18 protein-coding genes and 1 pseudogene are annotated in these 20909 nt (G+C 72.3%); 9 read left to right on the forward strand and 10 right to left on the reverse strand.

Annotated features, from left to right (window positions below; translation table 11 throughout):
* Positions 1–4: 4 nt before the first annotated feature.
* The 3 genes from AB5J51_RS14580 to lon all read right to left on the reverse strand — a co-directional run bounded on the left by AB5J51_RS14580 (position 5) and on the right by lon (position 4449).
* Positions 5–1219, reverse strand: a complete 1215-nt coding sequence (locus AB5J51_RS14580) for an IS110 family transposase (RefSeq protein WP_369776508.1) — start codon at positions 1217–1219, stop codon at positions 5–7.
* A 266-nt stretch (positions 1220–1485) separates the two neighbouring features.
* Entirely contained in the window at positions 1486–1938 is a 453-nt protein-coding gene (locus AB5J51_RS14585) for a MarR family winged helix-turn-helix transcriptional regulator (protein WP_030303537.1), read from the reverse strand.
* 114 nt (positions 1939–2052) lie between these two features.
* A complete protein-coding gene (gene lon, locus AB5J51_RS14590; RefSeq protein ID WP_053784659.1) occupies positions 2053–4449 on the reverse strand; it encodes an endopeptidase La in 2397 nt (798 codons plus the stop codon).
* Between the two features lie 203 nt (positions 4450–4652).
* On the opposite strand from lon, the gene AB5J51_RS14595 reads away from it, so the two are divergent.
* Positions 4653–4796 (forward strand): hypothetical protein, encoded by a 144-nt coding sequence (locus tag AB5J51_RS14595; protein ID WP_369777849.1) that lies wholly within the window; start codon positions 4653–4655, stop codon positions 4794–4796.
* A gap of 179 nt (positions 4797–4975) precedes the next feature.
* On the opposite strand, the gene AB5J51_RS14600 is transcribed toward AB5J51_RS14595, so the two are convergent.
* Complete coding sequence (locus tag AB5J51_RS14600; RefSeq protein WP_240805378.1) at positions 4976–5518, reverse strand: DinB family protein; 543 nt, start codon at positions 5516–5518, stop codon at positions 4976–4978.
* A pseudogene (locus tag AB5J51_RS14605) lies at positions 5510–6355 on the reverse strand (sulfurtransferase); the annotation flags it as partial. The gene AB5J51_RS14600 and the pseudogene AB5J51_RS14605, both read right to left, overlap by 9 nt.
* Before the next feature lie 84 nt (positions 6356–6439).
* On the opposite strand from AB5J51_RS14605, the gene AB5J51_RS14610 reads away from it, so the two are divergent.
* A complete protein-coding gene (locus tag AB5J51_RS14610; RefSeq protein ID WP_369777850.1) occupies positions 6440–6859 on the forward strand; it encodes a hypothetical protein in 420 nt (139 codons plus the stop codon).
* Positions 6860–6868: 9 nt separating this feature from the next.
* A complete protein-coding gene (locus AB5J51_RS14615; protein ID WP_136224939.1) occupies positions 6869–7396 on the forward strand; it encodes a GNAT family N-acetyltransferase in 528 nt (175 codons plus the stop codon).
* Positions 7397–7498: 102 nt separating this feature from the next.
* On the opposite strand, the gene AB5J51_RS14620 is transcribed toward AB5J51_RS14615, so the two are convergent.
* Complete coding sequence (locus tag AB5J51_RS14620) at positions 7499–9172, reverse strand: hypothetical protein (RefSeq protein WP_369777851.1); 1674 nt, start codon at positions 9170–9172, stop codon at positions 7499–7501.
* A gap of 16 nt (positions 9173–9188) precedes the next feature.
* Between AB5J51_RS14620 and AB5J51_RS14625 the strand changes: the two genes are divergently transcribed.
* Complete coding sequence (locus AB5J51_RS14625) at positions 9189–9557, forward strand: hypothetical protein (RefSeq protein WP_053784657.1); 369 nt, start codon at positions 9189–9191, stop codon at positions 9555–9557.
* Positions 9558–10026: 469 nt separating this feature from the next.
* Here the strand turns inward: AB5J51_RS14625 and AB5J51_RS14630 are convergent, their stop codons facing one another.
* Complete coding sequence (locus AB5J51_RS14630) at positions 10027–10689, reverse strand: TetR/AcrR family transcriptional regulator (protein WP_053784656.1); 663 nt, start codon at positions 10687–10689, stop codon at positions 10027–10029.
* Positions 10690–10827: 138 nt separating this feature from the next.
* Here AB5J51_RS14630 and AB5J51_RS14635 point away from each other — a divergent pair, with 138 nt between their 5' ends.
* The 5 genes from AB5J51_RS14635 to AB5J51_RS14655 all read left to right on the forward strand — a co-directional run bounded on the left by AB5J51_RS14635 (position 10828) and on the right by AB5J51_RS14655 (position 19395).
* A complete protein-coding gene (locus tag AB5J51_RS14635; protein WP_369777852.1) occupies positions 10828–12597 on the forward strand; it encodes a glycoside hydrolase family 3 protein in 1770 nt (589 codons plus the stop codon).
* Positions 12598–12811: 214 nt separating this feature from the next.
* Positions 12812–13552: a response regulator transcription factor gene (locus AB5J51_RS14640; protein ID WP_030303523.1), complete on the forward strand. Its 741-nt coding sequence runs from the start codon at positions 12812–12814 to the stop codon at positions 13550–13552.
* The gene (locus AB5J51_RS14645) at positions 13549–14628 is read left to right on the forward strand and encodes an ATP-binding protein (RefSeq protein ID WP_369777853.1); all 1080 of its coding nucleotides are present in this window, start codon (positions 13549–13551) and stop codon (positions 14626–14628) included. Before AB5J51_RS14640 ends, AB5J51_RS14645 begins: the two co-directional genes overlap by 4 nt.
* A gap of 259 nt (positions 14629–14887) precedes the next feature.
* On the forward strand, positions 14888–18787 hold the full coding sequence (locus tag AB5J51_RS14650) for a multifunctional oxoglutarate decarboxylase/oxoglutarate dehydrogenase thiamine pyrophosphate-binding subunit/dihydrolipoyllysine-residue succinyltransferase subunit (RefSeq protein WP_369777854.1): 3900 nt from the start codon (positions 14888–14890) through the stop codon (positions 18785–18787).
* Between the two features lie 245 nt (positions 18788–19032).
* On the forward strand, positions 19033–19395 hold the full coding sequence (locus AB5J51_RS14655) for a hypothetical protein (protein WP_369777855.1): 363 nt from the start codon (positions 19033–19035) through the stop codon (positions 19393–19395).
* Positions 19396–19411: 16 nt separating this feature from the next.
* Here the strand turns inward: AB5J51_RS14655 and AB5J51_RS14660 are convergent, their stop codons facing one another.
* From AB5J51_RS14660 to AB5J51_RS14670, 3 genes are all read right to left on the reverse strand, one after another.
* Positions 19412–19582: a hypothetical protein gene (locus AB5J51_RS14660; RefSeq protein ID WP_166663122.1), complete on the reverse strand. Its 171-nt coding sequence runs from the start codon at positions 19580–19582 to the stop codon at positions 19412–19414.
* Complete coding sequence (locus AB5J51_RS14665) at positions 19582–19803, reverse strand: hypothetical protein (RefSeq protein WP_136224936.1); 222 nt, start codon at positions 19801–19803, stop codon at positions 19582–19584. Before AB5J51_RS14665 ends, AB5J51_RS14660 begins: the two co-directional genes overlap by 1 nt.
* A 93-nt stretch (positions 19804–19896) precedes the next feature.
* Entirely contained in the window at positions 19897–20859 is a 963-nt protein-coding gene (locus AB5J51_RS14670; protein ID WP_369777857.1) for an XRE family transcriptional regulator, read from the reverse strand.
* Between the last annotated feature and the right edge of the window lie 50 nt (positions 20860–20909).

Genomic DNA, 20909 nt, shown 5'->3' on the forward strand with positions numbered 1-20909 from the left:
ATGGTCATGCAGCGAGGGTGACGGCGGGGACTCTGGACTCGTAGAAGGTGCCGTCGCGGAGCATGGCGAACAGGACGCTGATGCGTTGGCGGGCGAGGCGGAGGAGCGCCTGGGTGTGGGTTTTCCCGCGGGCGCGTTGGCGGTCGTAGTAGGTGCGGGAGGCGGGGTCGGCGTTCATGCAGGCGAAGGCGGAGAGGAACATGGCGCGTTTGAGCTGCCGGTTTCCGCCTCGTGGTGCGTGTTCGCCGTGGATCGAGGTCCCCGAGGATCTGGTCGTGGGGGCGAGGCCAGCGTAGGAGGCGAGGTGGGCAGCGCTGGGGAAGCTGGTGCCGTCGCCGACGGTTACCAGCAGGACGGCGGCGGTCCTGACCCCAACTCCGGGCATCGAGGTCAGGACCTGGTGAAGAGGGTGGGCCTCCAGCAGGGTGCTGATCTGGGCTTCGAGCGCCCGGCGCTGGTCGTGGACCGCGGTGAGCGAGGCGGCCAGTGACGGGATCACGATGTCGAGGGTGCCGGTTCCCGGGACCACGACGGTCTGTTCGTCCAGGGCGTCGAAGACCTCGTCGATCAGCCGGGCGGCCATCCGCGGGGCTTTCGGGCGGATGAGGTCGACGAGTCTGCGGCGGCCGGCTTTCCGCAGTGTGGCCGGGGATCCGTAGCGTTCGAGGAGCCAGGTGACGGCCGGGTGGTCCAGCCGGGGCCCGAGCACGCGCTCCAGCGACGGGTGGAACTGGGTCAGCAGGCCGCGTATCCGGTTGCTGGTGCGGGTGGCTTCGGCGGCGAGGTCCTGGTCGAAGCCGGTCAGCACCGTGAGCTCGGCGGTGATCTCGTCGGTCAGTTCCAGCGACCGCAGGACGTGCGGCATGGTGCGAGCGGCGTCCGCGATCACCGCCGCGTCCTTCGCGTCGGTTTTCGCCTCGCCCGGATACAGGTCAGCGATCCGCCGCATTGCGAGTCCGGGCAGGTAGGCGACCTCGCAGCCGGCGTCGCGGGCGACGGTCAGCGGCAGAGCGCCGATTGAGGCCGGCTGGTCCACGATCACCAGCACCGTGCCGAACTTCGCGATCAGCTTGTCGAAGACGGCCCGCAGTTTCGGTTCGCTGTTGGGCATCGGCTTGTCGAAGACTTTCTTGCCCGCCGGCGTCAGCCCGTGACCGTGATGGGCGCTCTTGCCGACGTCCATACCCAGGAAGACGGCCACATCGCCGGTGTCTAACATCGCACCCCTCCAGGGTGGTTGGATCCTGCCGGCCTCGGCGGCGGCACCGTGCTCGCGCATCCACGTTATGCAGACCTGCCGCCCGCGAACTGCCCGGCATTGCGCCAGGCCGGGCGGTGGCCGGGTCTCTCATCAGCGTCTCCGACGGCACCCCACGGACCCGGCGACACCACCCCCCAGGTCATGCCTTCGACAGAGGGGACACAGCCATACCGGGCCCGGAGGCCAGCGGCCCCATTGCAGGACCGCGAAAAAGATAACGGGGGCTACTCCTCGCCCTGGTTCAACTGGTTGAGCAGCCGCGCCAGTTCCGCGACCTCCCCGCGGTCCCAGTCGGCGAGCTTGCGCATGTACTGCTCGCGCCGAGCCCCCCGCACCCGCAGGAACCGCTCCCGTCCCTCGTCCGTCAGCCCGACCAGGAAGGCCCGGCCGTCCGCCGGGTCCGGTTCGCGGGCCACCAGGCCCAGCACCTCAAGGGCCCGCAGCTGCCGGCTCATGGTGGCCTTGCCGACCCCGAAGTACGCGGCGAGCTCGGTGGCCCGCTGGCGGCCCGCGGCCTCCAGGCGGACGAGCAGCCCGTACGCGGCGGGCTCCAGCTCGGGGTGCAGGGCACGGGCCATCTCCCCGGAGGAGGCCCTGGCACGCCGGAGGAAGACGGACAGCTCCCGCTCCAGGGCGAGGAACTCCTGGTCTTCACTACCCTGCACGTCCGCTCCCATCGGTGGTGTCCTGAGGCACCAGTATTTCGCAGCGGGTGCGGCGACGGCCCGGGGCCCCGCCGGAGCAGGGACCCGGGCCGTACGCGCGTGCGCGGGGCGGGGATCAGGCGGGGATCAGGCGGCCGCGGTGACCACGGCCTCCGCCTGGCTGAGCGCCAGTTCCAGGACCTGGCGCACGTCCGTCACCGGGTGCACCTCCAGCCCCTCCAGCACCTCGGACGGCACGTCGTCCAGATCGGCCTCGTTCCGCTTCGGGATGATCACGGTGGTCAGCCCGGCCCGGTGTGCGGCGAGCAGCTTCTGCTTGACGCCGCCGATGGGCAGGACGCGCCCGGTCAGCGAGACCTCGCCGGTCATGGCCACGTCGGTCCGGACCTGCCGGCCCGACAGCAGCGAGGCCAGCGCCGTCGTCATCGTGATACCCGCACTCGGCCCGTCCTTCGGGACCGCGCCGGCCGGGAAGTGGATGTGCACGCCCCGGTCCTTCAGATCGGCGACCGGGAGCTCGAGCTCCGCGCCGTGCGAGCGCAGGAAGCTGAGCGCGATCTGCGCGGACTCCTTCATCACGTCGCCGAGCTGCCCGGTCAGGGTGAGACCGGCCGCCCCCGTCTCGGGGTCGGCCAGCGAGGCCTCGACGAAGAGGACGTCGCCGCCCGCGCCGGTCACCGCGAGCCCGGTGGCCACGCCGGGGACGGCGGTGCGCCGCTCGGCGGGGTCCTGTGCGGACTCCGGGACGTGGTGCGGGCGCCCGATGAGCCCCCGCAGGTCGTCGGCGCCGATGCTCAGCGGCAACTCCCGCTCCCCCAGCTCGTGCTGGGAGGCGACCTTGCGCAGCAGCCGCGCGAGGGACCGCTCCAGGGTGCGGACGCCCGCCTCCCGGGTGTACTCGCCGGCCAGCTTGCGCAGCGCGTCCTCCTCCAGGACGACTTCCTCGGTGCCGAGGCCGGCCCGCTCCAGCTGCCGGGGCAGCAGGTGGTCCCGGGCGATGACGACCTTCTCGTCCTCGGTGTAGCCGTCGAGACGGACGAGCTCCATGCGGTCGGCGAGCGCCTCCGGGATGGCTTCCAGGACGTTGGCGGTGGCCAGGAAGACGACGTCGCTCAGGTCCAGCTCGACCTCCAGGTAGTGGTCCCGGAAGGTGTGGTTCTGCGCGGGGTCGAGGACCTCCAGCAGGGCGGCCGCCGGGTCGCCCCGGAAGTCCGAACCGACCTTGTCGATCTCGTCGAGCAGGACGACGGGGTTCATGGACCCGGCTTCCTTGATGGCCCGTACGATCCGGCCGGGCAGCGCGCCGACGTACGTACGGCGGTGGCCGCGGATCTCGGCCTCGTCGCGGACGCCGCCGAGGGCGACGCGTACGAACTTGCGCCCCATGGCGTGTGCGACGGACTCCCCGAGGGAGGTCTTGCCGACGCCGGGCGGCCCGACGAGCGCCAGTACGGCTCCGCCGCGGCGGCCGCCGATGACGCCCATGCCGCGCTCGGAACGCCGCTTGCGCACGGCGAGGTACTCGGTGATGCGGTCCTTCACGTCGCTCAGCCCGGCGTGCTCGGCGTCGAGGACGGCGCGGGCCCCGCGGATGTCGTACTCGTCCTCGGTGCGCTCGTTCCAGGGCAGTTCCAGCACGGTGTCCAGCCAGGTGCGGATCCAGGAGCCCTCCGGGGACTGGTCGCTGGACCGCTCCAGCTTGTCGACCTCCTTGAGCGCGGCCTCCCGCACCTTCTCGGGGAGGTCGGCGCCCTCGACGCGCGCCCGGTAGTCGTCGGACTCCTCTCCGTCCTTCTCCCCGTTCAGCTCGCGCAGTTCCTTGCGCACGGCTTCCAGCTGGCGGCGCAACAGGAACTCGCGCTGCTGCTTCTCGACGCCGTCCTGGACGTCCTTGGCGATGGACTCGGCGACGTCCTGCTCGGCGAGGTGGTCGCGGAGCCAGGAGACGGCCAGCTTGAGGCGTGCCACGGGGTCGGCGGTCTCGAGCAGTTCGACCTTCTGGGCCACGGTCAGGAAGGGCGAGTACCCGGAGTTGTCCGCGAGCGCGGACACCCCCTCGATCTGCTGGACCCGGTCGACGACCTGCCAGGCCCCGCGCTTCTTGAGCCAGCTGGTGGCGAGCGCCTTGTACTCCTTGACGAGCTCGGTGACGGACCCGGGCAGCGGATCGGCCAGCCTCTCGTCGACGCTCTCGCCCTCGACCCAGAGCGCCGCCCCGGGCCCGGTGGTCCCGGCCCCGATCCTGACGCGGCCGACTCCGCGGATGAGCGCCCCGGGGTCCCCGTCGGAGAGCCGCCCCACCTGCTCGACGGTCCCGAGCACACCGGTGCCGGCGTACTTCCCGTCGACCCGCGGCACGAGCAGCACCCGGGGCTTCCCGCTCCGGACCGCCGCCTGGGCGGCCTCGACGGCCCCCCGTACCTCGGCGTCGGACAGGTCCAGCGGAACGACCATCCCAGGCAGCACGACCTCGTCGTCGAGCGGCAGCACGGGCAGAGTGAGCGTTACGGACGTCGAAGCCATGATCTTCCCTCCGGCAGTGAAGTTGAGCTATGCCGACTCAATGCATGTGCGCCCCCCAATGTTCCCCAACCCCCGTTCGCCTCCGGCGAACACGGATTCCGACGGCGGCTGCACCCGGAGGGCGCGCAGCGCCGCTCGGCCCGCGGGGGTTTTCGCCGTCACCGACGTCGGGGGCTTCGCGAAGGCCAGGCGGGCGTCGGTGGATGGTGACCCCCGGGCCGGTGCCGGGGGCCACCTCGATGGAGCCGCGCCGCGCGTCCTTCACGTCGACCGACGTGACGGGCTCGGCGACCGTGGCGTCGGCGGTCGCCGTCTTCTTCCCGGTGTCCTCGAAGGAGCAGCCGTAGAGCAGCAGTCCGGCGGCGAGGGCGACAACCACCGTCCGGCTGAAGCGGAATGACGTGATGTGGGAAGGCATGCGAACCACTCTGGTGCGCAGCCGGGCCGCTGCCGGTGGGGGCCGTACCCGGCCTCGGGGTGGGGGTAGCCCCCCAGCCCCCAGCCCCCTCCACCGGACGCACCGGATTCAGACGCCGATCGCTCCGTCGATCCGCTCGCGCAGCAGGTCAGCGTGGCCGTTGTGGCGGGCGTACTCCTCGATCATGTGGATCAGCACCCAGCGCAGCGACACCTTCCCGCGCCACTCGTCCTCGGCCTCCACGTCCAGGTCGGGCGCGGCGGCCGTGAACGACTCCGCGAACGCCACCTCCTCCCGCCAGGCCTCCCACGCCGCAGCGACGGCCCCCGGCCCGGACGCCGCACCGTCGAAGTCGCCGTCCGGGTCCGCCTCCGACGAGAACAGGGCCGGCGCCTCCTGCCCCGCCAGGACCAGGCGGAACCAGCGGCGCTCCACGTCCGCGAGGTGCCGGACCAGGCCGAGCAGCGAGAGCGTGGACGGCTCCACGGAGCGGCGGGCCAGGGGCTCCGCCTCGAGGCCGGCGCACTTCAGCTCCAGCGTCGCGCGCTGCGCCGCCAGGACGTCCGTGAGCAGGAACCGCTCGTCGCCCGTCGCGGGTCCTGTGAAGCGGTCCTCCGAGGCTCCGAAGAGCTGCCCCCGCCGGCCCGTCACCGCAGGCCGCTCCGGGCGCATCGCCCAGTCCGTCCACGAGCCGTCGTACACCGCCAGGGAGGAGTAGCCGGCCAGCGTGGCCCCGAGGGCCAGGACGCACGCCGTCACTCCCGAGCCGCAGCTGAAGTACAGCCGCTCCCGGTCGCCGGTCAACGCGGCGAAGGCCTCGCGGAGTTCCCCGGCGGGCCGCATCAGGCCGCCGCCACGCTGGAGGTCCCCGAACGGCAGGTTCACCGCGCCCGGCATGTGGCCCCCGCGCAGCCCCGCCCGCGGTTCCGGGGCGGTGCCAGTGAAGCGTTCGCGCGTACGGGCGTCCAGTACGACCGCGGCCGGATCGGCGAGGGCCGCCCCGACCGCATCGGCGTCCACCAGCAGCCCCGTCCGCGGCCGGGCCGTGAACGAGCCGCGCGGGCCCTCGTACGCCGGACCGCACGCTTCCACGGGCAGCCCGGCGGCGGTCCAGGCGGGCAGCCCGCCGTCCAGGACGGCGACCCGGTCGAAGCCCATGGCCTGCAGCATCCACCAGGCCCGCGCACTGGAGTAGATGCCGGCGCCGTCGTAGACGACGACGGCGTCGGTGTCGTCGACGCCGAGCGCGCGTATCGCCTCCTCGAACGCGGCGGCGGACGGCATGGTGTGCGGGGCGGGGGCGTCGTGGTCGGACAGGGCGCCGTCGAGGTCGAAGGGCCGCGCACCCGGGATCCGCCGGTCCGCGCCGCGGTGGGCGCCGATGGAGGCGTCGAACACGACGAGGCCCGGATCGCCCAGCCGGGCGGCCAGCCAGTCGACTCCGACCAGCGGTCCGGGCAGGGCGGCGGCTGAGCGGGACAAGGTCATGCGGCACCTCCGGAGGAGTCGGCCGTCCCCCCGACGGAGCGGCTCGTCGCCCATCCTCCTACGAGGCCCGAGCATCCGTGCAAAGTGCCTTGCCGGGAGGGGAGTTCACGAGGATCCCTGTGCCTTACATCAGGGCATGGGGGAGCCTCATGGCCAAGCCGGATCGGGCAGGTCGGCGACAACTTCCGGGTCTACGGAACGAACAACGTCGGCAAGATCGGCACGCAGAACAATGCGCCGCAGGACCCGCAGGCGGCCCTCCACGAGCTGATCAGCCTGGTCCAGGTCCTGCGGGGACGCGTCCAGGAGGACGACCGGGCGGTCCTGGACGAGTCCCTGGACACCCTCACGGAGGACGCCGCGGAGCGCGGCGCGTTCCGCCGGGCCCTCGGGAGCATCTCCGGGCTCGCCCGGCTGGTCGGCGAGGTCGGGCTCCCCGTGGCCGAGGCGGTCCGCCGGGTGCTGGCACTCTTCGGCATGTGGGGGGCCGCCGCATCCGTCTAGGGTGCGGCCATGGATCCGGAAACGATCACTGTCCTGGACGCCCGCGAGTGGACCCCCGACCCGGAGCCGGTCCACCGGATCCTGGCGGACCTGGTCACCCGGGGCGCCGCGCTCGGCTGGCTCGACCCGCCCTCCCCGGACGAGGTCGCGCAGCTGCTCGACCAGGTGCTGTCGGCGGCCCGGTCCGGGGACGCGGCCCTGCGCGTCGCCTGCCTGGGCGACCGCCTCGTCGGACTGGGCTACTGGCTGCGCTACGCCCGGCCGACGCACCGCCCGCACGCCGATCTGGAGAAGCTCGCGGTGGACGCCGCGGCCCAGGGGCGCGGCATCGGCCGGGCGCTGACCGCCGCGTTGATCGAGGACGCCCGGTCCGCGGGCATCGAGGTCCTCACCCTGGACGCCCGGGGCGACAACACCCACGCCCTGGGCCTCTACCGCTCACTGGGCTTCACCGAGTACGGGCGCCTGCGCGACTTCGTTGCCGTCGGGGACCGCCGCTACGACAAGGTGTTCTCCATGCAGGACCTACGCGGCTAGCCTGTTTGGCCCAGGCCGTGGAATCCGCCCGGGCGGTGGGGGCCACGGCCAGGCAGGGGGCGGCGGGGTACCCCGGTCCGGCGCATACGGAAAAGCGGCCCCTTACGGGCAACGCCCCGGCTGCGCATAGAGCGCGATGCGGGCGCCCCGGACCTCGTCGACCGAGCAGAGGTCGAAGTGCGAGGCCAGCGTCTGGCGTTTGACCGCTTCCCGGGGGTACGGGTCCAGCGGCTGGCCCGCGGGATCCAGCAGGGCCACCACCCGGGGCGCGTCCACCAGGCGGGTCCAGATCTCCTCGGTCGGGAGCTCCGTGCCCTGGAGGCTGTGCGAAGCCGCCGGGGTGCGCGCGAGGGCCAGGTCGCGCAGGGTCCCGTACAGCTCCGGCGAGGACAGCAGCCACTCGCGCCGCCGCGACGGCATGAACAGCACGGGGTCCCCCGGCCGGGCCCGTTCCCGGACCGCGGCGGCCACCGCGAGCACGTCGTCCTTGCGGCTCTCCGGGGTCCGCAGCCACACCGACCACCACCCGAACGGCGCCAGCAGGGCCGCCACCAGCAGCCAGGGCCACCATCCCCGCGCCGCCGCCAGCCGGGTCCCCGCGAGCAGGGCGAGCCCGGCCAGGGCGTAGAGCACGTACCGGTCGACGTACCAGGGGTGGACGAGCGAGACCGCCATGAGCAGTCCGGGCGGCAGCAGGGCCAGCGGCACCGCCACCCGTACGAGCTCCCGCGGGACCGCGGCGCCCCGCGCGAGCAGCAGCACCGCCACCGCGACCACCCCGTACGCCGCCCAGTCCTGCCAGCCCGGCCGCCCGAGCCAGCCCAGCTGCTGCTCCGCCTGGCGGGCGCTCACCACGGCCAGCGGCAGCAGCAGGACCACCACCACCGCGGCGCTCCACCGCCAGCCGCGCGAGCGCCAGGCGCTGACCCCGTGCGCGAGCAGGGCCAGTACGGCGAACTCGTGCAGCCAGCAGCCGAGCAGCAGCACCGTTGCGTACGCGACCCAGTGCTCGCGCAGCATCAGGTACGTCGCCCAGACCACGGCCGCCGCGACGAGGGCGTACGAGCGGCCCTCCTGGGCGTACATCTGCACGGGCGGCAGTACGGCGTAGGCCACGCCGGAGCACAGTGCGGCCCGCTCCCCCACGAGGCGGTGGGCGACGGCGGCCACCCCGGCGGCCGCGAGGGCGGTGGCGGCGACGGAGGGCAGCCGCAGCGCCCACAGGCCGCCGGTCGCCGGCCCGCCGCCGTCCCAGACCTGGAAGACCGCGTGCATCAGCAGGTAGTACAGCCCGTGCACGGCGTCGACCTGTCCGAGCAGTTCCCAGATCGAGCCGAGCGGCCGGTGCGCGACCTGCCAGGTGACGGACTCGTCGCGCCACATGCCGCCGCGGCCGTCCGCTCCGGCGCGCTCCAGGCCCCAGAGGCCGAGGAGGACGGCGAGCAGCGGCGGCAGCCAGCGCCAGGCGGCGGTGCGGCGGATGTCGTCCTCCTGGTGCTTTCCGTGCGAGTGGTGCCGACTCCATACTCGGGGTCGGCACGAAAACCTGCGGAGGTGGGGTGTGCGCGCGTTACGGGCGGTGGCGGCGGTGCTGCTGAGTGCGGTGGCCCTGACCGGGTGCGGTTCGGGGGGTGACGGGTCGGACGACAAGCCGACCGCGGGTCCCTCGTCCGGTGGCGGGAGCAGCAGCGGTACTGCGTCGGCGTCGGCGCAGCCCTCTCCCGGACCCGGTTCGAGCGGGAGCGCCGAGCCGCCGGGGCAGGGACCGACGAGCACGCCGGCGGCCCCGTCCGTGCCCGTTCCCCCGGCGCCGTCCTCGGCGCTGGAGCGCCTGGTCACGGTCACACGGAGCGGGGGGTTCGCGGGGAGGACGAGCAGTCTGCTGGTCAAGGGCGACGGCTCGTGGACCCGGCTGGACGGGCAGGCGCGGCCGGCCGGCACCGGGAAGCTGTCGGCGGACCGGGTCGAGAAGCTGCGCGCCGCGCTCCGGAAGGCGGACTTCGCACACCTGCCGCGGGTGCCGAAGGGCGGGGCGACGATCTTCGACGGGTTCTCCTACGCCTTCGTGCACGGAGGCTACGAGGTGGCCGCCGAGCAGGGGTCGCTGACGCCCGGCCTGCAGGGCGTGCTGGACGAGCTGCCCCCGTTCGAGGCGGGGTAGCCGGGCCCGGCCGAGCGCTTTGACTTTGCCCGGGCCCCGCCGTTGACTGAAGGAAGAGCGACCACGGCAGCAGAGGTACGCCGGGACGCCCCGCGAGAAAGGTCGCGGCCCATGTATCGCAGACGTTCGCATGGGGTTGCGCGCACGGCGCCCGTTCTGGCCGCGCTCGCGTTGTCCCAGGTCCTCGCCGTGGGGGGATTCACCGCCCAGGCCTCACCGCCTCCGGCCGAGGCTGCGGCCGCTCCTGTTTTCACCTGCCCCGCCGGCGACGGCCCTCATGGGCATGACTGCCGCAAGGGAAGGAGCGAGGGTTGTCCTCCGCTCCGGCCGATCCCCGACGATCCGCCGGCCCCGCAGGTACCGCCGACCCCGCAGGTGCCGCCGACCCCGCAGGTGCCGCCGACCCCGCAGGTGCCGCCGGGCACCCATGGACACCGGCACACCCGATGACGGAGCAGCCGGAGCGGTCCTAGGGGGTGTCGGCCGGCAGGCCCGTTCCCGACGTCGAGATCCCGCGCAGCTGCCGGTCGAGGTATCCGTGCAGCCGGGCCGGCATGTCCACGGCCTCGGGGGCCAGGACCCACTGGATCTGCAGGCCGTCCATGACGGCGAGGGTCTCGCGGGCGACGGCCTCGCAGTCGGTGCCGGGCAGCAGCTCGCCGCGGGCGACGCCCGCCTCCAGCAGCCGGACGTTGTGGGCGAGCACCCGGGCGTAGCGCTGCGTGAAGTACTCGTGTGCGGGGTGGCCGGGGTTGCCGGACTCGCCGACCAGCGTGTTGTACATCCGTACGAGGCCGGGCCGGCGGGCGTTGTCGGCGGCCAGGGCGACGACGGTGGCGTAGTACGCGGCGACGGACGTCTCCGGCCCGCTGAACAGGCGCTCCACGTCGTGCTGCTCGCTCTGTGCCAGCACCGACAGGAGCAGGTCCTCCTTGCTGCGGAAGTGGTGCAGCAGCCCGCCCTGGGTGATCCCGCAGTCGTTGGCGATGCGGGCGAGCGAGGAGGCGTGGAAGCCCCACTGCGCGAAGTGTTCCACCGCGGTGTCGAGGATCTTCGCGCGGCGGGCGTCGCCCACCGCGTAGGTCCCGCGGCCGGCGGCCTTCGGGGCGCTGCGCTCCTTGTCCTGTGCCATGCGGCCCACCCTAGGGGGTGCCTCTCACCGCCTCCGGAGGGGGTGATTCAGGTCACTTTTCCAAAACCTAGTGGGTGCACGGTTTTCGCGCTTACGGTGAGCACCCTCCGCCGGACCGCACCCAGGAGCCGTACGCCGATGAACGCCACGCCCGACGCCATCCCCCCGTACAAGGACGCCGCCCTCCCGGTGGACCTGCGCGTGGCGGACCTGCTCTCCCGGATGACGCTGGAGGAGAAGGCAGGCCAGCTCTTCCACTCCATGCTGATGATGAATCCGGACGGCACCCCGGTCACCGAGACCGACGGCTCGATGCTCCCGTTCACCACGCCCGAGCTGGTCCGGGACCGCTTCATCAGCCACTTCAACCTGCTCGGCACGTACGGCGCCCGCGAGATGGCGCAGTGGCAGAACGCGGTGCAGGAGATGGCCGCGGCCACCCGGCTCGGCATCCCGGTCACGCTCTCGACCGACCCGCGGCACGCCTTCACCGACAACGTCGGCGCCTCCTTCAACGCCGGCGCCTTCTCCGCCTGGCCGGAGGCGCTGGGCCTGGCCGCGATCGGAGACCCGGAGCTGGTCTTCCGCTTCGCGGACACCGTCCGCCGCGAGTACCTGGCCGTCGGCTTCCGGGTCGCCCTGCACCCGCAGATCGACCTGGCGACCGAGCCGCGCTGGGCCCGCCAGACCGGCACGTTCGGCTCGGACGCCCGGCTGACGGGCGAGCTGGTGCAGGCGTACGTCCGCGGGCTCCAGGGCCCGGAGCTCGGCCCCGAGTCGGTCTCGGCGATGGTCAAGCACTTCCCGGGCGGCGGCCCCCAGAAGGACGGCGAGGACCCGCACTTCGCGCACGGCAAGGAGCAGGTCTACCCGGGCGGGATGCGCGAGCACCACCTGGAGCCGTTCAAGGCGGCTATCGCCGCGGGCTGCGCGCAGATGATGCCGTACTACGGCCAGCCGATCGGCACGGACTGGGAGGAGGTCGGCTTCGGCTTCAGCAAGGGCGTGGTCACGGGCCTGCTCCGGGAGGAGCTGGGCTTCCACGGGATCGTCTGCACCGACTGGGGGCTGCTCAACGACTCGTCGATCTTCGGCGAGGTCCACCCCGCGCGGGCCTGGGGCCTGGAGCACCTGACGGTCGCCGAGCGGGCGGCCCGCGCACTGGACGCCGGATCCGACCAGTTCGGCGGGGAGCAGTGCCCCGAGGTGATCGTGGACCTGGTCCGCTCGGGCCGGATCCCGGAGTCCCGGATCGACGTGTCGGTGGCCCGGCTGCTGCGGGAGAAGTTCGTGCTGGGCCTGTTCGAGAACCCGTACGTGGACCCCGACGCGGCGGCGCAGACCGTCGGCCGGGCCGATTTCGCGGCCGCCGGGGCGGCGGCCCAGCGCCGCTCGCTCACGGTGCTGACCAACCCCGGCCCCCTCCTGCCGGTCTCCGGGCGCCCGAAGCTGTACGTGGAGGGCGTGGACGGGGCGGTCGCCGCCGCGTACGGCGAGGTGGTGTCCGACCCGGGGGCGGCGGATCTTGCCGTGCTGCGGCTGCGCACCCCGTACGAGCCGCGGGAGAACGTCTTCGAGTCGTACTTCCACTCGGGCTCGCTCGCGTTCGCGGAACCGGAGCTGTCCCGGATCCTGGCGCTCCTGGCCGCCGTACCGACGCTGGTCTGCATCAACCTGGAGCGGGCCGCGGTCATCCCGGAGATCGCCGAGCGGGCGGCGGCGCTGATCGCGGACTACGGCGCCGAGGACGCCGCGCTGCTGGACGTGGCGTTCGGCCGGGCCGTGCCCGAGGGGCGGCTCCCCTTCGAACTGCCGCGGTCGATGGCGGCGGTGGAGGCCTCACGGCCCGATGTGCCGAACGACACCCTCGACCCCGTGTTCGAACACGGACACGGGCTGGCCCTGTAGGGGGTCGACAAAAGCGCGCGGTGACCGACGATCACCGCGCACCGGGTGGCCGTGCCGTGGGGGGACGGCCACCCGGCATCACCGCCCATATCCCCATTCCCGCCGTAATCGGAACCGCCGCTTCCGCCGTTTTCCCTGTCTGAACCCCGCATAGCCGCAGGCCGGTGGCTCCTCTACGCTGCACCCCTACCACGCGGATCTTCAGGGGCGGGAAATGGAACAGACACACACCACCCACAGCGGCGCCGCGGCCACCCCAGGCGCTCAGCGGCGCGTGCTCGTGGTCGAGGACGACCGCACCATCGCCGACGCCATCGCCGCCCGGCTGCGCGCCGAGGGCTTCCAGGTGCAGGCCGCCTTCGACGGTCCGGCCGCCGTCGCCGCGGCCGAGAGCTGGCAGCCCGAGCTGCTGGTCCTCGACGTGATGCTGCCCGGCTTCGACGGCCTCGAGGTCTGCCGGCGGGTCCAGGCGCAGCGGCCGGTACCGGTGCTGATGCTCACCGCGCGCGACGACGAGACCGACATGCTGGTCGGGCTCGGGGTCGGCGCGGACGACTACATGACGAAGCCGTTCTCGATGCGCGAGCTCGCGGCGCGGGTCCACGTCCTGCTGCGGCGCGTGGAGCGGGCCACCCTGGCCGCCACCGCCCCGCGCGGGGCCACCCTGCGCCTGGGCGATCTGGAGATCGACCACGCGCAGCGCCGGGTCCGGGTGCAGGCCGAGGACGTACACCTGACGCCGACGGAGTTCGACCTGCTGGTGTGCCTGGCCGGCACCCCCCGGGCGGTGCTCTCCCGGGAGCAGCTGCTCGCGGAGGTGTGGGACTGGGCCGACGCGTCCGGGACCCGTACGGTCGACAGCCACATCAAGGCCCTGCGCCGCAAGATCGGGGCGGAGCGGATCCGTACGGTCCACGGCGTCGGGTACGCCCTGGAGACCCCGGCCCAGGCATGAGCGGCGGGCGCCCGCCGGGAGGGCTGAGGCCGTTCTCCCCGTTCTCGATCAAGACCAAGCTGGGCACGCTCGTCGTGGTCTCGGTCTTCATCACGACGGGGCTGCTGCTGGTGGCCCTGCGCACGGACACCGAGCTGCGGTTCATCACGGTGTTCTCGGTGATCGCCTCGATGCTGATCACCCAGTTCGTGGCGCACAGCCTGACGGCGCCGCTGGACGACATGACCCGGGTGGCCCGGGCGATATCCCACGGGGACTACACGCGCCGGGTGCGCGGGGCCGGGCGCCGCGACGAGCTGGGCGACCTGGCGTCCACGATCAACCTGATGGCGGACGACCTGGAGGCCGTGGACCGGCACCGCAAGGAGCTGGTCGCCAACGTCTCGCACGAGCTGCGCACGCCGATCGCGGCGCTGCGGGCGGTGCTGGAAAACGTGGTGGACGGGGTCTCCGAGGCCGATCCGGAGACCATGCGGACGATGCTGAAGCAGACCGAGCGCCTCGGCCGGCTCGTGGAGACCCTGCTGGACCTGTCCCGGGTGGACAACGGGGTGGTCCCGCTGAAGGCCCGCCGCTTCGAGGTGTGGCCGTACCTGTCGGGGGTCCTGAAGGAATCGGGCCTCGCGGCCGCCGGCCGACCGGGCCTGCTCTCCGGCTCCGGCGGGCACACCCGCAACGACGTGCACCTGCACCTGGACGTGTTCCCGCCCGAGCTCACGGCGTACGCGGACGCCGAGCGCCTGCACCAGGTGGTGGCGAACCTGATCGACAACGCGGTCAAGCACAGCCCGCCGCACGGCCGGGTCACCGTCCGTGCCCGGGCCGGCGACGCACCCGGCAGTCTCGCGCTGGAGGTACGGGACGAAGGCCCCGGCATCCCGGAGGCGGAGCGGCACCGGGTCTTCGAGCGGTTCAACCGGGGCAGCGCCACCGGCGGCGACGGCGGCACCGGACTGGGCCTGGCCATCGCCCGCTGGGCCGTCGGCCTGCACGGAGGGCATATCGGAGTGGCCGAATCGTCACGCGGCTGCCGGATCCTCGTCACGCTTCCGGGCAGCTCCCAGGCGTCACATTGACGTAGGGTTCGAGTGGGTAGGACATGATCTCGGCCACACGTGCCCGGGGTCCGTCAGGGGTGCGAAGCCATGGGGGCCGCAACCACGGTGCCCCCTACCCGAACCAGGCTGGTTTCCCGCCATTCAGAGCGGCGAAACCCGCCGTTCGGTGTGACCTACATGACGTAAGTCCCGCCCGGTCTGCATCCAGCGGCCAGGGAGGCGTAGCCTTTATTCCCGCTGTCCATACCTTGTGAAGCGGAAGAGGGCGGTTGCCGCCGTGTCGCCACAGTCCCCCAGTAACTCGAGCACCACGACCGAAGCAGAGGGCGGGAAGACCCCTGCCTCAGGCTTCGGCGCCAATGAGTGGCTCGTCGACGAGATCTATCAGCAGTACCTCCAGGACCCGAATTCGGTCGACCGGGCCTGGTGGGACTTCTTCGCCGACTACAAGCCGGGGGGCACTGCGTCTCCGGTGAAGCCGGACGAGCCCAAGAAGTCCCCGACGACGGACGGCGCCTCCGCACAGGCCGCCCCTGCCGTCGCCCCGCAGGTCTCCGACGCCGCCGCCACGGGGGCGGCGAGCGCCGCCGCGCCCTCTCCTGCCGCCGCGCCCACGCCTGTGTCAGCTCCTGCCCCTGCTCCTGCCACCCCCTCTGGTGCCCCTGCTGTGACTGTCACCTCCCAGGCCCAGGCCGCCGCACCGGCCGCCGCCGCCCCTCAGGCCCCGGCCCCGGCTCCGGCCGCAGCCCCCGTCGCCGCCCAGAAGCCCGCGCCCGCTGCCGCGCCCGCCGCCGAGGCCCCTGCGGGCCCCGAGCTGGTGACGCTCCGCGGCCCGGCCGCCGCGGTCGCCAAGAACATGAACGCCTCCCTCGACGTCCCGACGGCCACGTCCGTCCGCGCCGTCCCGGTGAAGCTGCTGTTCGACAACCGCATCGTCATCAACAACCACCTGAAGCGCGCCCGGGGCGGGAAGATCTCCTTCACCCACCTCATCGGTTACGCGATGGTGCAGGCCATCAAGGCCATGCCGTCGATGAACTACTCCTTCGCGGAGAAGGACGGCAAGCCCACCCTGGTCAAGCCGGAGCACGTGAACTTCGGCCTCGCGATCGACCTGGTGAAGCCGAACGGCGACCGCCAGCTCGTCGTCGCCGGCATCAAGAAGGCCGAGACCCTCAACTTCTTCGAGTTCTGGATGGCCTACGAGGACATCGTCCGCCGCGCCCGCGTGGGCAAGCTGACGATGGACGACTTCACCGGCGTCACCGTCTCGCTGACCAACCCCGGCGGCCTGGGCACCGTCCACTCCGTGCCCCGCCTGATGCCCGGACAGTCGGTCATCATGGGCGTCGGCTCCATGGACTACCCCGCCGAGTTCCAGGGCACCTCGCAGGACACCCTGAACAAGCTGGGCATCTCCAAGGTCATGACCCTGACCTCGACCTACGACCACCGGGTCATCCAGGGCGCGGCCTCCGGCGAGTTCCTGCGCATCGTCTCGAACCTGCTGCTCGGCGAGAGCGGCTTCTACGACGACGTCTTCGAGGCCCTGCGCATCCCGTACGAGCCGGTCCGCTGGAACCGCGACATCGACGCCTCGCACGACGACGACGTCACGAAGGCCGCCCGCGTCTTCGAGCTGATCCACTCCTACCGGGTCCGCGGCCACGTCATGGCCGACACCGACCCGCTGGAGTACAAGCAGCGCAAGCACCCCGACCTCGACATCACCGAGCACGGCCTCACCCTGTGGGACCTGGAGCGGGAGTTCGCGGTCGGCGGCTTCTCCGGCAAGTCGATGATGAAGCTGCGCGACATCCTCGGCGTGCTGCGCGACTCGTACTGCCGCACCACCGGCGTCGAGTTCATGCACATCCAGGACCCGAAGCAGCGCCGCTGGATCCAGGACCGCATCGAGCGCCCGCACTCCAAGCCGGAGCGCGAGGAGCAGCTGCGCATCCTGCGCCGTCTGAACGCGGCGGAGGCCTTCGAGACCTTCCTGCAGACGAAGTACGTCGGCCAGAAGCGCTTCTCCCTGGAGGGCGGCGAGTCCGTCATCCCGCTGCTCGACGCCGTCATCGACTCGGCCGCCGAGGCCCGCCTCGACGAGGTCGCGATCGGCATGGCCCACCGCGGCCGCCTGAACGTCCTCGCGAACATCGTCGGCAAGTCGTACGCGCAGATCTTCCGCGAGTTCGAGGGCAACCTCGACCCGAAGTCCATGCACGGCTCCGGCGACGTCAAGTACCACCTGGGCGCCGAGGGCACCTTCACGGGCCTGGACGGGGAGCAGATCAAGGTCTCGCTCGTCGCCAACCCCTCGCACCTGGAGGCCGTGGACCCGGTCCTGGAGGGCGTCGTCCGCGCCAAGCAGGACGTCATCAACAAGGGCGGCACGGACTTCACCGTCCTGCCCGTCGCCCTGCACGGTGACGCGGCCTTCGCCGGCCAGGGCGTCGTCGCCGAGACGCTGAACATGTCGCAGCTGCGCGGCTACCGCACCGGCGGCACCGTCCACGTCGTGATCAACAACCAGGTCGGCTTCACCGCCGCCCCGGAGTCCTCGCGTTCCTCGATGTACGCGACCGACGTGGCCCGCATGATCGAGGCGCCGATCTTCCACGTGAACGGTGACGACCCGGAGGCCGTGGTCCGCATCGCGCGGCTCGCCTTCGAGTTCCGCCAGGCGTTCAACAAGGACGTCGTCATCGACCTCATCTGCTACCGCCGCCGCGGTCACAACGAGTCGGACAACCCGGCGTTCACGCAGCCGCTGATGTACGACCTGATCGACAAGAAGCGCTCGGTGCGCAAGCTGTACACCGAATCGCTCATCGGTCGCGGCGACATCACGCTGGAAGAGGCGGAGCAGGCGCTCCAGGACTTCCAGGGCCAGCTGGAGAAGGTCTTCGCGGAGGTCCGCGAGGCCGCCACGCAGCCCGCGGTCGCCCCGCCGGTCGCCCCGGCCTCGCAGGCCGACTTCCCGGTCGCGGTGACCACCGCGGTCTCGCAGGACGTCGTCAAGCGGATCGCCGAGTCCCAGGTCAACATCCCGGACCACGTCACCGTGCACCCGCGCCTGCTGCCGCAGCTGCAGCGCCGCGCGGCGATGATCGACGAGGGCACCATCGACTGGGGCATGGGCGAGACCCTCGCCTTCGGCTCGCTGCTGATGGAGGGCACCCCGGTCCGGCTGTCCGGCCAGGACTCCCGCCGCGGTACGTTCGGCCAGCGCCACGCGGTCCTCATCGACCGGGAGACCGGCGAGGACTACACCCCGCTGCAGTACCTGTCGGACGAGCAGGCCCGCTTCAACGTCTACGACTCGCTGCTCTCCGAGTACGCGGCCATGGGCTTCGAGTACGGCTACTCGCTGGCCCGCCCGGACGCGCTGGTGCTGTGGGAGGCCCAGTTCGGTGACTTCGTCAACGGCGCGCAGACGGTCGTCGACGAGTTCATCTCCTCGGCCGAGCAGAAGTGGGGCCAGACCAGCGGTGTCACGCTGCTCCTGCCGCACGGCTACGAGGGCCAGGGCCCGGACCACTCGTCCGCCCGCCCGGAGCGCTTCCTGCAGCTCTGCGCGCAGAACAACATGACGGTCGCGATGCCGACCCTGCCGTCGAACTACTTCCACCTGCTGCGCTGGCAGGTGCACAACCCGCACCACAAGCCGCTGATCGTCTTCACCCCGAAGTCGATGCTGCGTCTGAAGGCGGCGGCGTCGAAGGCGGAGGAGTTCACCACCGGTTCGTTCCGTCCGGTCATCGGTGACTCCACGGTGGACGCGAACGCGGTCCGCAAGGTCGTCTTCTGCGCGGGCAAGGTCTACTACGACCTGGAGGCCGAGCGGGAGAAGCGCGGCATCACGGACACCGCCATCATCCGCATCGAGCGGCTGTACCCGCTGCCGGGTGCGGAGCTCCAGGCGGAGATCGCGAAGTTCACGAACGCGGCGAAGTACATCTGGGCGCAGGAGGAGCCGGCGAACCAGGGTGCATGGCCGTTCATCGCCCTCAACCTGATCGACCACCTCGACCTGGCGGTCGGCGCGGACGTTCCGGCGGGCGAGCGCCTGCGGCGCATCTCGCGCCCGCACGGCTCCTCCCCCGCGGTGGGCTCGGCGAAGCGCCACCAGGCGGAGCAGCAGCTGCTGCTGAACGAGGTGTTCGAGGCGTAGGCCTCACCGCACCGCCGGAAGGCCCGGCACCCCGATGGGGTGCCGGGCCTTCCGGCCGTCCGGGGGGAGCGGGGGGGGCGGGGCTCGTCCCGGACAGCGCCCGGCGGCCGACTACGGCTGGACATGGGCCGCCCTGGATCGGCCGGCGGCCGAGGCCTGCCGGGTAATCCTTTGTGCAGGTCGCCACAGGCGGGTATCTTCGCGCCCGCACATCGTTTGACGTGCACGAACCCGGACGGAGTCCCTTGCAAGACGATCAGATTGCCGCCGGCCTCGTCGGTCTGCTCCTCGTTGCCGTCGAGGTCCTCGCACCCGTGGCAGGAGCCGTGGCGGCAGCCCTCGCGATCCGCCGGCGAGGACGCGGTGCCCGCCTCGCCATGGCGGGCTGCCTGGTCATGCTGCCCGGGCCGATCGTGGCCGTTCTCGGCACGACCGTGGGCTTGGAACCCCTCATGCGCGCTGTCGGGACCTCCATGGCCGGCCATGTGCTCACGGCGCTGACCCTGCCCTTCCACCTGGTCGGCTTCGGACTCATCCTCGCCGGAGCACTTTCCGAGCCGAGGCAACAGCCCCTCCCGCACTCACCGACGGCGGTCGAGTCGCACTGACGGACAGCGCACCGGCTCAACGGGCTCGCAGTTCGGGGTGGTGACGCATGATCAGGACGTTCATGTCGCTGACGCGCGAGCGGTCACGGTCCACGTGGGCCTGGAAGCGGGCTGCGACGTGGGCGGCGCACTCGGCGCAGGAGTCCGGAGGGACCGGCAGCCGCGGGAACAGGTCGGCGGCTTCCACTACACGGCCTCGATGTCGGCCACGGCCGTGGAGATCTCCCGCCCGGACGGACCCCGGACGTAGGCCAGCTTCACCCAGTGCTCACGGGCGGGGGTGTCGGAGACGTCTTCCCGGACCACCGCCATGAGCTCCCCCTCGACGCCGGACGCGATGTCCCGCACCCGCTTGTGGAGCAGCGCGTGAGGGACGTCCTCGAAGGGGCGGGGTACTGCTTCATGCATCACGGGGTCTCACTCCCTGCCATCGTCACCGGGTGGTGTGACGACGGTAGGGGCGGTCCGGCATCGGCAGAGGCACAGTTTGTGCCCCTTCCTTCAGGCCGTCAGCAGCCCTAGCAGGGAGGCGAGTTCGGACGCTCGCCGGCGACGTGCAGGGCTCTTCGACTCGGCCTCCTCCAGAACGATCCGCTTCGCGTACCCGTTGTACTGCACGGTCTCCGGCGCTGCTTCATGAGCTTGCGCCAGCGTCGCCAGCGCCACGTCCGGCTGCGCGTCGAGGTGGTACGCGCGGGCCTGCTCGATCCGGTGCCGGGCTCGCCGCGGCCGCGACGGGATCGCCTCCGACTCCGCCCGGGCGGCTTGGCGTGCCGACTCCCCGCCGGCGCGCAGCTCGACTGCGACGGTGACCGCGTGCGCGCCGATGACGGCGTGCGAGAAGCTCGTCACGGGGTGGAAGTACCCGCGGGGCAGGGACTCGGCCAGGGCCCGGGCGTCGTCCCAGTACCGCCAGGCGGAGCCGGTCTCCCCGCGGCGGGCGGCCGTCAGTCCTGCCTCGACGGTGAGGGCCCCGGCAACCGCGCGGACGTCCGTTCCGGCGTCGGGGAGGAGGGGCTCCAGGTAGCGGAGGGTCTCCAGGGTGACGGCGTCGGCCGCGTCGAGGTGCGCGCTCTCCCGGTGGGCCTGCGTGGTGAGCCACGCGGCGAGGCCGATCGCATGCGGGTCCTCGGAGTCCTGTGCAGCCATCATGCCGCGCTCCGCCACCCGCCATACCAGCGGTGCGTCCGGCTGGTAGGCGCAGAAGAACTGCGCGAGGAAGTAAACCTCCGCCAGCCGCGCTTGAGCCGCCTTGCGGTCGGCCACTGTCTCGGCCTGTCGGACTGCGGACTGCGCGTCGTGGACCAGATCCGGCAGCAGGGCCCCGACGACGTCGCGGTGATTGGGCGCCGAGTGCCGGGCCGACCATGCGCGGGCGAGGCGGGCGGTCAGGTGCGCGTCCGGCGGTGCTTCCCGACTGTCACCGAGCTGAAGCGCGTTGAGTGCCTCCTTGCAGCTCGACACTGACAGGGTATGGGGCAGGGCCGGTTCTGTGTGATCGATAGCGCACGAAT

Source organism: Streptomyces sp. R33 (assembly GCF_041200175.1).
Taxonomy (GTDB): domain Bacteria; phylum Actinomycetota; class Actinomycetes; order Streptomycetales; family Streptomycetaceae; genus Streptomyces; species Streptomyces katrae_B.